Genomic DNA, 14,321 nt, shown 5'->3' on the forward strand with positions numbered 1-14,321 from the left:
TGGTAACCCTAAACTTCAGGGTTAGGGTTCGGGTCGGCGTTCGGACCGTCCCATTCGGCATCTGTCGTCCCGGTACGGGCCACCGTCCGGCGGCGACAACGTAATTCGAGGCGAGAGGCCTTCGACGTGGCAGCACCGCAGAACTACCTCGCAGTCATCAAGGTCATCGGTGTCGGCGGCGGTGGTGTCAATGCCATCAACCGGATGATCGAGGTCGGTCTCAAGGGCGTCGAGTTCATCGCCATCAACACCGACGCACAGGCGCTGTTGATGAGCGACGCCGACGTGAAGCTCGACGTCGGCCGCGAACTCACCCGCGGACTCGGCGCCGGAGCCAACCCGGCCGTCGGCCGCAAGGCTGCCGAGGACCACCGCGAGGAGATCGAGGAGGTCCTCAAGGGGGCCGACATGGTCTTCGTGACGGCCGGTGAAGGCGGCGGCACCGGCACCGGCGGAGCCCCCGTCGTGGCCAACATCGCGCGCTCGCTGGGCGCTCTCACCATCGGCGTGGTCACGCGCCCGTTCACCTTCGAGGGACGGCGCCGCGCGAACCAGGCCGAGGACGGCATCGCCGAGCTGCGCGAAGAGGTCGACACCCTCATCGTCATCCCCAACGACCGGCTGCTGTCCATCTCGGACCGCCAGGTCTCGGTCCTGGACGCCTTCAAGTCCGCCGACCAGGTCCTGCTCTCCGGCGTCCAGGGCATCACCGACCTCATCACCACGCCCGGTCTGATCAACCTCGACTTCGCCGACGTGAAGTCGGTCATGTCCGAGGCGGGTTCGGCCCTCATGGGCATCGGCTCGGCCCGCGGCGACGACCGTGCGGTGGCCGCCGCCGAGATGGCGATCTCCTCGCCGCTGCTGGAGGCGTCCATCGACGGTGCCCGGGGCGTGCTGCTCTCCATCTCCGGCGGCTCCGACCTCGGTCTGTTCGAGATCAACGAGGCCGCCCAGCTGGTCAGCGAGGCCGCCCACCCCGAGGCCAACATCATCTTCGGTGCCGTCATCGACGACGCCCTCGGCGACGAGGTGCGGGTCACCGTGATCGCGGCCGGCTTCGACGGCGGCCAGCCGCCGGCCCGCCGGGACAACGTCCTCGGCTCGGCGACCTCGTCGGCCCCCTCCCGTCGTGAGGAGCCCGCCCCGGCGCGGCAGCCCGAGCCCAGCCGTCCGTCCTTCGGCACGCTCGGCAGCGTGACCCCGAAGGAGGAGCCGGAGCCCGCGCCCGAGCCGGTGGCCGACATCCCGGTCGCCCCGCCGGTCCCGCCGTCGCGGACCTACGCGGACAGCGCGGCCGAGGAGCTGGACGTGCCGGACTTCCTCAAGTGATAGGACAGCGCGAGAGCGTGAGCGGCGCGCACTTCGCCTTCACCGACCGGTGGGGCGGGGTGAGCGCCGCTCCGTATGAGGAGCTGAACCTCGGGGGAGCCGTCGGTGACGACCCCGAGGCGGTACGGGGTAACCGGGAGCTGGCGGCGAAGACCCTCGGACTGGACGCCGGCCGGGTCGTCTGGATGAACCAGGTGCACGGCGGAGACGCGGCAGTGGTCGAGGAGCCCTGGGGCGACCGGCCGGTGCCGGAGGTCGACGCGATCGTCACCGCCCGCCGCGGACTCGCCCTCGCCGTCCTCACCGCCGACTGCGTGCCGGTCCTGCTGGCCGACCCCGTCGCCGGTGTCGTCGCCGCGGCCCACGCGGGCCGGCCCGGCATGGTCAAGGGGGTCGTGCCCGCAGCCGTACGGGCGATGGTCGGACTCGGCGCCGAGCCGGGCCGGATCGTCGCCCGCACCGGACCGGCCGTGTGCGGCCGGTGCTACGAAGTGCCCGAGGCGATGCGCACCGAGGTGGCCGCCGTCGAACCGGCGGCGCACGCTGTCACGAGCTGGGGCACCCCGTCGGTCGACGTGAGCGCCGGAGTGCACGCGCAGCTCGACCGGCTCGGGGTGGGCGACCGGGCGCAGTCGCCGGTGTGCACGCTGGAGTCGGACGACCACTTCTCGTACCGCCGCGACGGCGCGACCGGGCGCCTCGCGGGCTATGTCTGGCTGGACTGATGGGGCATGACGGACCGTAAGACCGAAATCGCCGCGAATCTGGCGAAAGTGGAGGAGCGCATCACCGCCGCGTGCAACGCGGCGGGACGCACGCGGGACGAGGTGACCCTGATCGTGGTCACCAAGACCTACCCGGCGAGCGATGTGCGGATCCTGTCCGAACTCGGTGTACGCCATGTCGCCGAGAACCGTGACCAGGACGCGGCGCCCAAGGCCGCCGCGTGTGCGGATCTGCCCCTGAATTGGCACTTTGTCGGTCAGTTGCAGACCAATAAGGTGCGATCCGTGGTCAGTTACGCGAATTTCGTGCAGTCTGTCGATCGTGCCCGACTCGTCACCGCACTGTCGAGGGAGGCGGTGCGGGCGGGGCGCGAGGTGGGCTGTCTCATCCAGGTCGCGCTGGACGCGGGGGTGAGCGGGCGCGGGGAGCGCGGAGGCGTCGCGCCCGAAGGAATCGAAGAGTTGGCCGACCTTGTCGCCGGGGCTCCCGGACTGCGGCTCGACGGCCTGATGACCGTCGCCCCGCTCACCGGTGAGTACGCGGGACGCGAACAGGCGGCGTTCGAGCGGCTCATGGATTTGTCGACCGACCTGCGCCGAGCCCATCCGGCTGCAACCATGGTGTCGGCAGGGATGAGCGTGGACCTCGAACAGGCCGTGGCTGCCGGGGCGACACATGTGCGCGTCGGTACCGCGGTACTCGGAGTCCGCCCCAGGCTCGGGTAACGTCGCCAGGAAGTCGGACCACAGCAGAAAATATGGTCAATGCCGCCGAAGGCGGGCACAACGACCGCGTGGATCGCGGGCACTTGGCAGTCGTCAGCCGATCCACCACAGAGCGGAGGACTCAGAGCATGGCCGGCGCGATGCGCAAGATGGCGGTCTACCTCGGCCTCGTGGAGGACGATGGGTACGACGGCCGCGGATTCGACCCCGATGACGACTTCGAGCCCGAGCTGGACCCGGAGCCCGAGCGGGACCACCGACGGCACGACTCGTCGCACCAGTCGCACAGCGCACACCAGTCCCAAAGGGACGAAGAGGTGCGAATCGTGCAACCGCCCGTGCAGCGCGAGCCGGTGGCCCGTTCGACTTCGCTCGCTGCGGAATCCGGACGTCCGGCGCGGATCGCGCCCGTGGCGTCCATCACACAAGAACGTCAGTCCCTGGAGAAGAGCGCACCGGTGATCATGCCCAAGGTCGTGTCGGAACGAGAGCCTTACCGGATCACCACGCTTCACCCGCGGACCTACAACGAGGCCCGTACCATCGGGGAACACTTCCGTGAGGGCACCCCGGTGATCATGAATCTGACTGAGATGGACGACACAGATGCGAAGCGACTTGTCGACTTTGCGGCTGGTTTGGTGTTTGGTCTTCACGGCAGCATCGAGCGGGTGACGCAGAAGGTGTTCCTGTTGTCTCCTGCTAACGTCGATGTCACGGCGGAGGACAAGGCCCGCATCGCAGAGGGCGGGTTCTTCAACCAGAGCTGAGACGCACGAGCTGACCGAAGTACGGAAAAGGCACGAAACGGGGAGAGGGAAGTCCAGGCCATGAGCGTGTTCGCGCAGGTGATCTACATCGCGCTGATGGTGTTTCTCGTTGTGCTGATCTTCCGGCTGGTCATGGACTACGTCTTCCAGTTCGCCCGCTCGTGGCAACCCGGCAAGGCGATGGTGGTCGTACTGGAGGCCACCTACACTGTCACCGATCCACCGCTGAAGCTTCTGCGGCGGTTCATCCCGCCGCTGCGTCTCGGGGGCGTGGCGCTCGACCTGTCCTTCTTCGTACTGATGATCATCGTTTACATTCTCATCTCCATTGCGCAGAGCTTCGTGAGATGAGGGTGGACGATACGGGCTTGCCGACTGCCGATGACTACGTTGAGGTGAAGAGATGCCGTTGACCCCCGAGGACGTGCGGAACAAGCAGTTCACGACCGTCCGCCTCCGAGAAGGCTATGACGAGGACGAGGTCGATGCCTTCCTCGACGAGGTCGAAGCCGAACTGACCCGTCTGCTCCGCGAGAACGAGGACCTGCGCGCCAAGCTGGCCGCGGCCACGCGCGCCGCTGCCCAGAACCAGCAGAACATGCGCAAGGGGCCGGAGCCGCAGGACCAGCAGCAGGGCGTGCCTCAGCAGGGGATGCGAGGACCCGGCGCGCCGGTGCCCGCCGGCATATCGGGCCCGCCGCAGCAGCAGATGGGCGGCCCCATGGGAGGCCCGCCCCAGCTGCCGAGCGGTGCCCCGCAGCTGCCCGCCGGCCCCGGCGGTCAGGGCGGTCCGCAGGGTCCCGGCCCGATGGGTCAGGGTCCGATGGGTCAGGGTCCGATGGGTCAGGGTCCGATGGGCCAGGGTCCGATGGGGCAAGGGCCTATGGGTCAGGGCCCGATGGGCGGCCAGCCGCCCATGCAGCAGCCGATGGGCGGTCCGATGGGCGGCCCCATGGGCGGTCCGATGGGCGGCCCCGGTCAGGGCCCGGGTGGCGACAGCGCCGCCCGAGTCCTCTCGCTGGCCCAGCAGACCGCCGACCAGGCGATCGCCGAGGCCCGCTCCGAGGCCAACAAGATCGTCGGCGAGGCACGCAGCCGCGCCGAGGGTCTGGAGCGTGACGCCCGCGCCAAGGCCGACGCGCTGGAGCGGGACGCGCAGGAGAAGCACCGCGTCGCGATGGGCTCCCTGGAGTCCGCCCGCGCCACGCTGGAGCGCAAGGTCGAGGACCTGCGCGGCTTCGAGCGCGAGTACCGCACCCGTCTGAAGTCGTACCTGGAGTCGCAGCTGCGCCAGCTGGAGACCCAGGCCGACGACTCCCTGGCCCCGCCGCGTACCCCGGCGACGGCCTCCCTCCCGCCGTCCCCGGCGCCCTCCATGGCCCCGGCCGGCGCGAGCGCCCCGTCCTACGGTGGCAACCAGACGATGGGTGGTGCCCCCGCTCCGTCCGCGCCGTCCTACGGCGGTCAGCAGCAGATGACCCCTGCCATGACCCAGCCCATGGCCCCGGTCCGTCCGCAGGGGCCGGCCCCGATGGGTCAGGCGCCCTCGCCGATGCGTGGGTTCCTGATCGACGAGGACGACAACTGACGGGCCGCGGACACTAGTACGACAACGGCGTCGGCAGCGTTCAGGGCGGGACCCCGGACTTCGGTCCGGGGTCCCGCCCTTTTTACGCGCGTTGCGTGGGGGACTTGTGTGTCCGGTGGGGCTTGTGCGGAAGGGCCCGGCCTCCCACGTGCCGGACGTGGGAGGCCGGGCCCTTCCGTGAACGGCCGGACGGCTGGCCGGCCGTCCGGCCGAACCGTCAAGCGGTCGGCGCCTGTGCCTTGTGCAGCCGGAACGTCAGCGACAGTCCCTCGTCGACGAAGGCGTCGCCGTACGTGCCGTCCGCCTCGCCCTGGCCGAAGTCGGTCGACAGGACCTCCTCGGCGATCAGTTCGGCGTGCTCGGTGAGGGCCGCGATGACCGCCGGGTCCGTGGAGGTCCAGCGCAGGGCGATCCGGTCGGCGACGTCCAGGCCGCTGTTCTTGCGGGCCTCCTGGATCAGCCGGATCGCGTCACGGGCCAGGCCCGCCTGCCGCAGCTCCTCCGTGATCTCCAGGTCCAGGGCGACCGTGGCACCGGAGTCGGAGGCCACCGACCAGCCCTCGCGCGGGGTTTCCGTGATGATCACCTCGTCGGGGGCGAGAGTGACCGTCTCGCCGTCGACCTCCACAGAGGCGGTGCCCTCGCGCAGCGCCAGGGACAGAGCCGCCGCGTCCGCGCCGGCGATGGCCTTCGCCACGTCCTGCACCCGCTTGCCGAAACGCTTGCCAAGGGCGCGGAAGTTGGCCTTGGCGGTGGTGTCCACCAGGGAGCCGCCGACCTCGGAGAGCGACGCCAGGGAGCTGACGTTCAACTCCTCGGTGATCTGGGCGTGCAGCTCGGTGTCGAGGGACTCGAAACCGGTCGCCGCGATCAGCGCCCGGGCCAGCGGCTGGCGCGTCTTGACACCCGACTCGGCGCGCGTGGCACGGCCCAGCTCCACCAGCCGGCGGACCAGGACCATCTGGTTGGACAGCTCCGGGTCGATGGCGGAGAGATCCGCCGCGGGCCACGCGGCCAGGTGGACGGACTCCGGGGCACCCGGGGTCACCGGCACGATCAGGTCCTGCCACACCCGCTCGGTGATGAACGGGGTGATCGGGGCCATCAGCTTGGTGACCGTCTCCAGCACCTCGTGCAGGGTGCGCAGTGCGGCCTTCTCGCCCTGCCAGAAGCGGCGGCGCGAACGGCGGACGTACCAGTTGGACAGGTCGTCGACGAACGCGGACAGCAGCTTGCCGGCGCGCTGGGTGTCGTACGCCTCCAGTGCCTGCGTGACCTGGTCGGTGAGGGCGTGCAGTTCGGACAGCAGCCAGCGGTCCAGCACCGGTCGCTCGGCCGGGGCCGGGTCCGCCGCCGACGGCGCCCAGTTCGACGTACGGGCGTACAGCGCCTGGAAGGCGACCGTGTTCCAGTAGGTCAGCAGGGTCTTGCGGACGACTTCCTGGATGGTGCCGTGGCCGACCCGGCGGGCCGCCCAAGGGGAACCGCCGGCCGCCATGAACCAGCGCACGGCGTCCGCGCCGTGCTGGTCCATCAGCGGGATCGGCTGCAGGATGTTGCCCAGGTGCTTGGACATCTTGCGGCCGTCCTCGGCGAGGATGTGGCCCAGGCAGACGACGTTCTCGTACGACGACCTGTCGAAGACGAGCGTGCCGACGGCCATGAGGGTGTAGAACCAGCCGCGGGTCTGGTCGATCGCCTCGGAGATGAACTGCGCCGGGTACCGGCTCTCGAACAGCTCCTTGTTCTTGTACGGGTAGCCCCACTGCGCGAACGGCATCGAGCCCGAGTCGTACCAGGCGTCGATGACCTCCGGCACGCGCGTGGCGGTCTTGCCGCAGCCCTCGTGACCGCAGGCGAAGGTGACCTCGTCGATGAACGGGCGGTGCGGGTCGAGGCCCGACTGGTCGGTGCCGGTCAGCTCGGTCAGCTCCGCGCGGGAGCCGACGCAGGTGAGGTGGTCGTCCTCGCAGCGCCAGATCGGCAGCGGGGTGCCCCAGTAGCGGTTGCGGGACAGCGCCCAGTCGATGTTGTTGTTCAGCCAGTCGCCGAAGCGGCCGTGCTTGACCGTCTCCGGGTACCAGTTGGTCTTCTCGTTCTCCTGGATCAGACGGTCCTTGACGGCCGTCGTACGGATGTACCAGGAGGGCTGCGCGTAGTAGAGCAGCGCGGTGTGGCAGCGCCAGCAGTGCGGGTAGCTGTGCTCGTACGGCAGGTGCCTGAACAGCAGGCCGCGGTCCTTGAGGTCCTCGGTGAGCTTTTCGTCGGCCTTCTTGAAGAAGACGCCGCCGACCAGCGGCGTGTCCTCCTCGAAGGTGCCGTCCGGGCGGACCGGGTTGACCACGGGCAGGCCGTAGGCGCGGCAGACCTTGAGGTCGTCCTCACCGAAGGCGGGGGACTGGTGGACCAGACCCGTACCGTCCTCGGTGGTCACGTACTCGGCGTTGACGACGAAGTGCGCCTCGGCGGCCTCGGCGGGGAACTCCACCAGCTCGAACGGCCGCTGGTAGGTCCAGCGCTCCATCTCGGCACCGGTGAAGGTCTGGCCGGTGGTCTCCCAGCCCTCACCGAGTGCCTTGGCGAGAAGCGGCTCGGCGACGACGATCTTCTCCTCGCCGTCGGTCGCGACGACGTAGGTGACCTCGGGGTGCGCGGCGACCGCCGTGTTGGACACCAGGGTCCAGGGGGTGGTCGTCCACACCAGGAGCGCGGCCTCGCCGGCGAGCGGACCGGAGGTGAGCGGGAAGCGGACGTACACGGACGGGTCGACGACCGTCTCGTAGCCCTGCGCCAGCTCGTGGTCGGACAGGCCGGTGCCGCAGCGCGGGCACCAGGGGGCGACGCGGTGGTCCTGGACCAGCAGGCGCTTGTTGAAGATCTCCTTCAGCGACCACCAGACCGACTCCACGTACTCGGGGTCCATGGTCCGGTAGGCGTCGTCCAGGTCGACCCAGTAGCCCATGCGGGTCGTCAGCTCGGCGAAGGCGTCGGTGTGCCGGGTCACGGACTCGCGGCACTTGGCGTTGAACTCGGCGATGCCGTATGCCTCGATGTCCTGCTTGCCGGAGAAGCCCAGCTCCTTCTCGACGGCCAGCTCGACCGGCAGGCCGTGGCAGTCCCAGCCGGCCTTGCGGGCCACGTGGTAGCCGCGCATGGTGCGGAAGCGGGGGAAGACGTCCTTGAAGACGCGGGCCTCGATGTGGTGGGCGCCGGGCATGCCGTTGGCGGTGGGCGGGCCCTCGTAGAACACCCACTCGGGGCGGCCCTCGGACTGCTCCAGGCTCTTGGCGAAGATCTTCTGTTCGCGCCAGAAGTCGAGCACGGCGTGCTCAAGAGCGGGCAGGTCGACCTGGGCGGGCACCTGGCGGTACGTCGGCGCTGTCATCTGCGAGCATCCTCCAACGGACTTGCTGCCTTCCGTCGGAGGGACGAGAGCCTTCGATCCTGTCTACGCCGTCTGCGGCGCGCTCCCGCGGTACCACCCTCCTTGGCTCCCCGTCGCGCCGTACGCGCCGTGGAGCCCCCTCATTGGGATCGCGAAGCCGGTTCTACTCGCCGCGCCTCGCGGCTGCGGCTTTCTTCCGGCGGCTCCGGGGTGATCTTCACGTCGCGCTCACCCCCGGGCTCACACCGTCCCCGGGTCGCTCTCGGCTGCGTACGCCGCTACTCGTCCCCATCCAAGCTTTTCGCTGCGCCCAGTGTACGGCGCCGCGCGGACAGCGGCCGACCGCTTTTCGGGGCATGGCGGCGCACGGCCCGGGAGCGGGCGGGATGACCCGAATGGCGAGGGGTCGGCCGGCGTGTCCGGGGAGGGCGACAGCGGCGGATTACCCGCCGGGGAGCTGGGCACAACCGATGCAGACCCGCTGCGCGGGGGTGCGGGCGGGCGAATCGGGCGGTGTGCCCCGTTGCCGCGGGACTCGAGTCGATTTATCGTCCCAGCACGATTCGCGTGCAAGATCACAATATGTGAAGGGGCCGCGGCGATGGTGGCGAAGAAGTCCGCCGTACAGCAGTCGGTGACCGGCCGGTCCAGTGACCCGGCTCCCTCCGGCGATGCGGCTGCCTCCGGTGGCGGGGCCGAGGGAACAGGCGGGAAGAAGAGCACGCGGGGGGCGTCGGCAGCGCGGGCCGAACTCGTGGAGAGGGTGACCGGGGAGACCGTCGCGAGGCCTCCGGCGAAGAAGGAGGCGGACGGGGCGGCGCCCAGGACGCAGGCGGCTGCCCGGAAGGCCCCGAAGAAGGCCGCCGTCAACAGCGCCGTCAACAGCGCCGTCAACAGCGCCGCCCAGAGCGCCGCCCGGACAGCGGTCGCCGCCGAGGCGGCTGCCGAGGCGCAGGGCGGCCCGGGGAAGCCGGCCACTTCGACGAAGGCGGCCACCGCGAAGAAGGTGACCATGGCGAAGAAGGCGGCCGGGAAGAAAGCCGCCGCCAGGACGGCGGCCACCGGTGGGACGGCCGTGACGGAGTCCGCCGCGAAGCGGGCGGCGGCTGAGCGGATGACTGGCCCGAAGGCGGTGGTCAGGGACGCGGTGCCGAAGCGGACGGCGGCCCAGAAGGCGACGGCCCAGAAGACGACGGCCCAGAAGGCGACGGCCCAGAAGGCGACGGCCCAGAAGGAGACGCCCGCCGGGAAGGCGCGCCCCAAGGCGACGGTCGTCGGCGCGAGCGCCGCTGAGAAAGCGGACACTGAGACGACGGCCGCCGGCATGCGGGCGGCTGAGAAAGCGGTCACCGAGACGGCGGTCACCGAGACGGCGGTCACCGAGACGACGGCCTCGGGCACGAGGGCCGCCGAGAAGACGGTCGCCAAGACGCCGGTCGGCGCAAGGAAGGTCGGTGAACCGATGGACGCCAAGACGGTCGGCGCCGAGGAGGCGGCTGCCGAGGGGGCCTCCACGGGAGGAGCCGAGCAGAGCACGGCCAAGAAAGCGGGCGCGGCGCGGGCCGCGAAGCAGACGGGAGCGACGACAGTGGTTGCGAAGAAGACTCCTGGCACGACCGCGGCAGCCGAGACCGGCGTTCCCAAGGCACGGGGCGGCGCGGCGGAGCCCGGCGAGCTGGCGGTGCGCCCGGGCGAGGACCCCTGGACCCTGGAAGAGGTCGAGGAGGCCCGTGCCGGGCTGCTGTCCGAGGGTGAACGGCTGCGGAACGAGATCAGCTCCTCCGAGCTGTCCCTCGCCGGCCTGATGCGGGAATCCGGCGACGGCGCGGGCGACGACCAGGCCGACACGGGCGCCAAGAACATCACGCGCGAGCACGAGATGGCGCTGGCCGCCAACGCGCGCGAGACGCTGACCCAGACCGAGCGGGCCCTGGAACGGCTGGACGCAGGCACCTACGGCCTGTGCGAGAACTGCGGCAACCCCATCGGCAAGGCACGCATGCAGGCATTCCCGCGGGCCACCCTGTGCGTGGAGTGCAAGCAGAAGCAGGAACGCCGCTCCTGAGCATGGGGGGCCGCCGGGGTGTGCCGTAGTCTCGTCATCAGTCAGGCACCTAGGTTGAGGGACTCACGTGGCAGAGGCGGAGCGCATCATCGATACGCCGGACACCCCGGACGGCAGCGACGAGCCGGCGGCGGCCGGGGAGCGGACCCCGCAGGGGCAGCGGACGGGGCGGGGCCGCCGTATCGCCGTGCTGTTCGCCGTGGCCGCGTTCGCGTACACCCTCGACCTGGTCAGCAAGATGCTCGTGGTCGCGAAGCTGGAGCGGCACGCGCCCATCCAGGTGATCGGGGACTGGCTGGAGCTGCACGCCCTGCGCAACCCGGGTGCCGCTTTCGGCTTCGGCGCGGCCTTCACGGTCATCTTCACCCTGATCGCGGCGGCCGTGATCGTGGTGATCATCCGGCTGGCCCGCAAGCTCTACAGCTTTCCCTGGGCGATCGCGCTGGGCCTGCTGCTCGGCGGGGCGCTCGGCAACCTCACCGACCGGATCTTCCGTTCGCCCGGCGTCTTCGAGGGCGAGGTGGTGGACTTCATCGCGCCGAAGGGCTTCGCGGTGTTCAACCTGGCCGACTCGGCGATCGTGTGCGGCGGCATCCTGATCGTGCTGTTGTCCTTCCGGGGCCTGGACCCGGACGGCACGGTCCACAAGGACTGAGGCGGGGCGCTCGGGCCCGTTGTCCACAGGCACGTGCGGTGCCGTTCCACCCGTCCGGCATACTCGACGGGTGAGCACGATTCCCGAGATCCGTACCCTGCCCGTGCCCGACGGCCTGGAGGGCGAGCGCGTGGACGCCGCCATCTCCCGCATGTTCGGCTTCTCCCGTACCAAGGCGGCGGAGCTTGCCGCCGCGGGCAAGGTCCAGGTCGACGGCGCGGTGGTCGGCAAGTCCGAGCGGGTGCGCGGCGGCGCCTGGCTCGAGGTCGAGATGCCGCAGGCGCCCGCACCCGTGCAGGTCGTCGCCGAACCCGTCGAAGGCATGGAGATCGTGCACGACGACGACGACGTGGTGGTGATCGTCAAGCCGGTCGGCGTCGCCGCGCACCCGAGCCCCGGCTGGACCGGCCCGACCGTGATCGGCGGTCTCGCCGCGGCCGGCTACCGGATCTCCACCTCCGGCGCCGCCGAGCGTCAGGGCATCGTGCACCGCCTGGACGTCGGCACGTCCGGCCTGATGGTGGTCGCCAAGTCCGAGTACGCGTACACGTCCCTCAAGCGCCAGTTCAAGGAGCGCACGGTGGACAAGCGCTACCACACGCTGGTCCAGGGCCACCCGGACCCGACGAGCGGCACCATCGACGCGCCCATCGGCCGCCACCCGAACCACGACTACAAGTGGGCGGTCACGGCCGACGGCAAGCCCTCCGTCACCCACTACGACCTCATCGAGGCCTTCCGCGCCGCCTCCCTGCTCGACGTCAAGCTGGAGACCGGCCGCACCCATCAGATCCGCGTCCACATGGCCGCCCACCGCCACCCCTGCGTCGGCGACCTGACCTATGGCGCCGACCCGACCCTCGCCAGGCGGCTGCACCTGACCCGCCAGTGGCTGCACGCCGTCCGCCTCGGCTTCGAGCACCCCGGGGACGGGCAGTGGGTGGAGTTCGAGAGCGACTACCCCGAGGACCTTCAGCAGGCCCTCGACCAGGTCCGCGAGGAGACATGGGCCTGAGCGCGCCGTAGACCGCCCGGGTCGCCGAGGACCCAGCCGACCGCGAGGCCTGCTGCGCGGTCCGCAAGGACGTGTTCGTCGTCGAGCAGGGCGTCCCGCAGGAGATCGAGGACGAAGCGTACGACGCCGCGGCCGTGCGCATGCCGGTCGTCCGGGAGGACGGCGTTCCGCCAGGTGCCGGACGCCTGCTGCACGGCGACTCCTCGTCTTCATCACCTTCGCGGTGATCGTCGCCACGCTGGTGCTCCAGGGGCTGACGCCGCCGTGGCGGCGGGAGGCACACCGCCGGCGCGCAGGGAACCCGGCGCCGACCCGCAGATCGTGGACCGGGTACTCCGGCACCTGGACGTGCGCAGCCTGCGGTGAGGACGGCCCCCAGGGGCCTCAGCCGCGCGGTGGCGGGATCGCGTCCCCCGTATTGACCCGGGGGAGGGCGTACGGGTGTTCGGCGCACAGCCACTTGATCATCTGTTCGCGGACCGTGACGCGGACCGTCCAGATGTCGTCCGAGTCCTTGGCGGTGACCAGGGCCCTCACCTGGATCGTGTTGGGCGTGGAGTCGGTGACGGCCAGGCTGTAGGCGCGCCCGTCCCAGGCCGGGCACTCGCGCAGGATGTCCTGAAGCCGCCCGCGCATCGCCTCTATCGGCGCGGTGTGGTCGACGTGCCAGTAGACGGTGCCGGTCATCTCCGGGGTGCCCCGCGACCAGTTCTCGAAGGGCTTGGAGGTGAAGTACGACACCGGCATGGTGATCCGGCGCTCGTCCCAGGTCCGCACGGTCAGGAAGGTGAGGGTGATCTCCTCGACCGTGCCCCACTCGCCGTCCACCACGACCGTGTCGCCGAGCCGCACCATGTCACCGAAGGCGATCTGGAGTCCCGCGAACAGGTTGGCGAGGGTCGACTGGGCGGCGACACCGGCGACGATGCCGAGAATGCCGGCCGAGGCCAGCAGCGAGGCACCGGCCGCGCGCATCGCCGGGAACGTCAGCAGCATCGCGGCCACCGCCAGCACACCCACGACCGCCGACACCACGCGCATGATCAGCGACACCTGGGTGCGTACCCGGCGGACGCGGGCCGGGTCACGGTGGTGGCGCGCGTAGCGGGTGTACGACGTCTCGACGACCGCGGAGGCGATCCGGACCACCAGCCAGGCCGCCGCCCCGATCAGCACCAGGGTCAGCGTCCGGCCGACGCCCACCCGGTGCTCCTGGAGGAGTTGCGCCTGGTCGTAGGAGCCTCTGAGCAGGGCCGCGCACAGCACGGTCTGGTACGGGACGCGGGCGCGGCGCAGCAGGTCCCACAGGGGCGTCTCGCTGTGCCGGGCGTCGGCCTTGCGCAGCAGCAGGTCCGTGGCCCAGCCGATGAGCGCGGTCAGGACCACGGACCCGCCGACGACTGTCAGAGGGCGGAGTACGGTCTCCATGCCTGAGAAAGTAACCAAGAACGGGCGGCTGGCACCATGGCCTCATGAACATCATGCTCTTTCACTCGACCTATGGGCTCAGGCCCGCGGTGCGCGAGGCCGCGGACCGGTTGCGCGCGGCGGGCCACGAGGTGTGGACGCCGGACCTCTTCGAGGGACGCACGTTCGAAACCGTCGAGGAGGGCATGGAGTTCAAGGAACGGATCGGCAAGGAGGAGCTGCTGAAGCGGGCCGTGCTGGCCGCCGCGCCCTATTCGGAGCGGGGACTTGTCTACGCGGGCTTCTCGCTCGGCGCGTCCGTCGCGCAGACGCTGGCCCTCGGCGACGACAAGGCGCGCGGGCTGCTGCTCCTGCACGGTACGTCGGACATCGCGCCCAACGCGCACGTGGACGAGCTTCCGGTGCAGCTGCACGTGGCCGAACCGGACCCGTTCGAGACGGACGACTGGCTGAGCGCCTGGTACCTGCAGATGGGCCGGGCGGGCGCCGACGTCGAGGTGTACCGGTACGCCGGGGCCGGTCACCTCTACACCGACCCCGGGCTGCCGGACTACGACGAGCAGGCCGCCGAGGCCACCTGGCGGGTGGCGCTCGGTTTCCTGGAATCGCTCGACGAGTCTGCCGACTGACCG

General features: G+C 70.6%; 12 protein-coding genes and 1 pseudogene. 11 read left to right on the top strand and 2 right to left on the bottom strand.

Features of this window, described 5'->3' with window-relative positions; translation table 11 throughout:
• Nucleotides 1-126: 126 nt before the first annotated feature.
• The 6 genes from ftsZ to K7G59_RS07145 all read left to right on the top strand — a co-directional run bounded on the left by ftsZ (nt 127) and on the right by K7G59_RS07145 (nt 5,141).
• Nucleotides 127-1,332 (top strand): cell division protein FtsZ, encoded by a 1,206-nt coding sequence (gene ftsZ, locus K7G59_RS07120; RefSeq protein WP_225831226.1) that lies wholly within the window; start codon nt 127-129, stop codon nt 1,330-1,332.
• Entirely contained in the window at nt 1,329-2,057 is a 729-nt protein-coding gene (gene pgeF / locus K7G59_RS07125) for a peptidoglycan editing factor PgeF (protein ID WP_225831229.1), read from the top strand. Before ftsZ ends, pgeF begins: the two co-directional genes overlap by 4 nt.
• Nucleotides 2,058-2,063: 6 nt before the next feature.
• Nucleotides 2,064-2,783, top strand: a complete 720-nt coding sequence (locus tag K7G59_RS07130; RefSeq protein WP_225831231.1) for a YggS family pyridoxal phosphate-dependent enzyme — start codon at nt 2,064-2,066, stop codon at nt 2,781-2,783.
• Between the two features lie 128 nt (nt 2,784-2,911).
• Nucleotides 2,912-3,553, top strand: coding sequence for a cell division protein SepF (locus tag K7G59_RS07135; protein ID WP_225831233.1), 642 nt, complete (start codon nt 2,912-2,914; stop codon nt 3,551-3,553).
• A gap of 60 nt (nt 3,554-3,613) precedes the next feature.
• The gene (locus K7G59_RS07140; protein ID WP_059248823.1) at nt 3,614-3,904 is read left to right on the top strand and encodes a YggT family protein; all 291 of its coding nucleotides are present in this window, start codon (nt 3,614-3,616) and stop codon (nt 3,902-3,904) included.
• 52 nt (nt 3,905-3,956) lie between these two features.
• Nucleotides 3,957-5,141: a DivIVA domain-containing protein gene (locus tag K7G59_RS07145; protein WP_225831236.1), complete on the top strand. Its 1,185-nt coding sequence runs from the start codon at nt 3,957-3,959 to the stop codon at nt 5,139-5,141.
• A 217-nt stretch (nt 5,142-5,358) separates the two neighbouring features.
• On the opposite strand, the gene ileS is transcribed toward K7G59_RS07145, so the two are convergent.
• Entirely contained in the window at nt 5,359-8,526 is a 3,168-nt protein-coding gene (gene ileS / locus K7G59_RS07150; protein WP_225831238.1) for an isoleucine--tRNA ligase, read from the bottom strand.
• A gap of 601 nt (nt 8,527-9,127) precedes the next feature.
• On the opposite strand from ileS, the gene K7G59_RS07155 reads away from it, so the two are divergent.
• The 4 genes and pseudogenes from K7G59_RS07155 to K7G59_RS07170 form a co-directional block, all read left to right on the top strand.
• On the top strand, nt 9,128-10,591 hold the full coding sequence (locus K7G59_RS07155; RefSeq protein WP_308295000.1) for a TraR/DksA C4-type zinc finger protein: 1,464 nt from the start codon (nt 9,128-9,130) through the stop codon (nt 10,589-10,591).
• Nucleotides 10,592-10,658: 67 nt separating this feature from the next.
• Nucleotides 10,659-11,246 carry a signal peptidase II gene (lspA, locus tag K7G59_RS07160; RefSeq protein WP_225831240.1) on the top strand — a complete coding sequence of 196 codons (588 nt, stop codon included), beginning with the start codon at nt 10,659-10,661 and terminating at the stop codon, nt 11,244-11,246.
• 70 nt (nt 11,247-11,316) lie between these two features.
• Nucleotides 11,317-12,261, top strand: coding sequence for an RluA family pseudouridine synthase (locus K7G59_RS07165; protein ID WP_225831242.1), 945 nt, complete (start codon nt 11,317-11,319; stop codon nt 12,259-12,261).
• Between the two features lie 17 nt (nt 12,262-12,278).
• Nucleotides 12,279-12,473: pseudogene (locus K7G59_RS07170) on the top strand (GNAT family N-acetyltransferase); the annotation flags it as partial.
• A gap of 172 nt (nt 12,474-12,645) precedes the next feature.
• Here the strand turns inward: K7G59_RS07170 and K7G59_RS07175 are convergent.
• Nucleotides 12,646-13,689: a mechanosensitive ion channel family protein gene (locus K7G59_RS07175; RefSeq protein ID WP_225831244.1), complete on the bottom strand. Its 1,044-nt coding sequence runs from the start codon at nt 13,687-13,689 to the stop codon at nt 12,646-12,648.
• Nucleotides 13,690-13,733: 44 nt separating this feature from the next.
• On the opposite strand from K7G59_RS07175, the gene K7G59_RS07180 reads away from it, so the two are divergent.
• On the top strand, nt 13,734-14,318 hold the full coding sequence (locus K7G59_RS07180) for a dienelactone hydrolase family protein (RefSeq protein WP_225831246.1): 585 nt from the start codon (nt 13,734-13,736) through the stop codon (nt 14,316-14,318).
• The last annotated feature ends 3 nt before the right edge of the window (nt 14,319-14,321 follow it).

It is taken from the genome of Streptomyces sp. NK08204 (assembly GCF_020400585.1).
Taxonomy (GTDB): Bacteria; Actinomycetota; Actinomycetes; order Streptomycetales; family Streptomycetaceae; genus Streptomyces.

Coding starts and splice junctions, on each gene's coding strand:
- K7G59_RS07130 (WP_225831231.1), top strand. CDS start 2,064: ATGACGGACCGTAAGACCGAAATCGCCGCGAATCTGGCGAAAGTGGAG.
- K7G59_RS07135 (WP_225831233.1), top strand. CDS start 2,912: ATGGCCGGCGCGATGCGCAAGATGGCGGTCTACCTCGGCCTCGTGGAG.
- K7G59_RS07140 (WP_059248823.1), top strand. CDS start 3,614: ATGAGCGTGTTCGCGCAGGTGATCTACATCGCGCTGATGGTGTTTCTC.
- K7G59_RS07145 (WP_225831236.1), top strand. CDS start 3,957: ATGCCGTTGACCCCCGAGGACGTGCGGAACAAGCAGTTCACGACCGTC.
- ileS (WP_225831238.1), bottom strand. CDS start 8,526: ATGACAGCGCCGACGTACCGCCAGGTGCCCGCCCAGGTCGACCTGCCC.
- K7G59_RS07155 (WP_308295000.1), top strand. CDS start 9,128: ATGGTGGCGAAGAAGTCCGCCGTACAGCAGTCGGTGACCGGCCGGTCC.
- K7G59_RS07175 (WP_225831244.1), bottom strand. CDS start 13,689: ATGGAGACCGTACTCCGCCCTCTGACAGTCGTCGGCGGGTCCGTGGTC.
- K7G59_RS07180 (WP_225831246.1), top strand. CDS start 13,734: ATGAACATCATGCTCTTTCACTCGACCTATGGGCTCAGGCCCGCGGTG.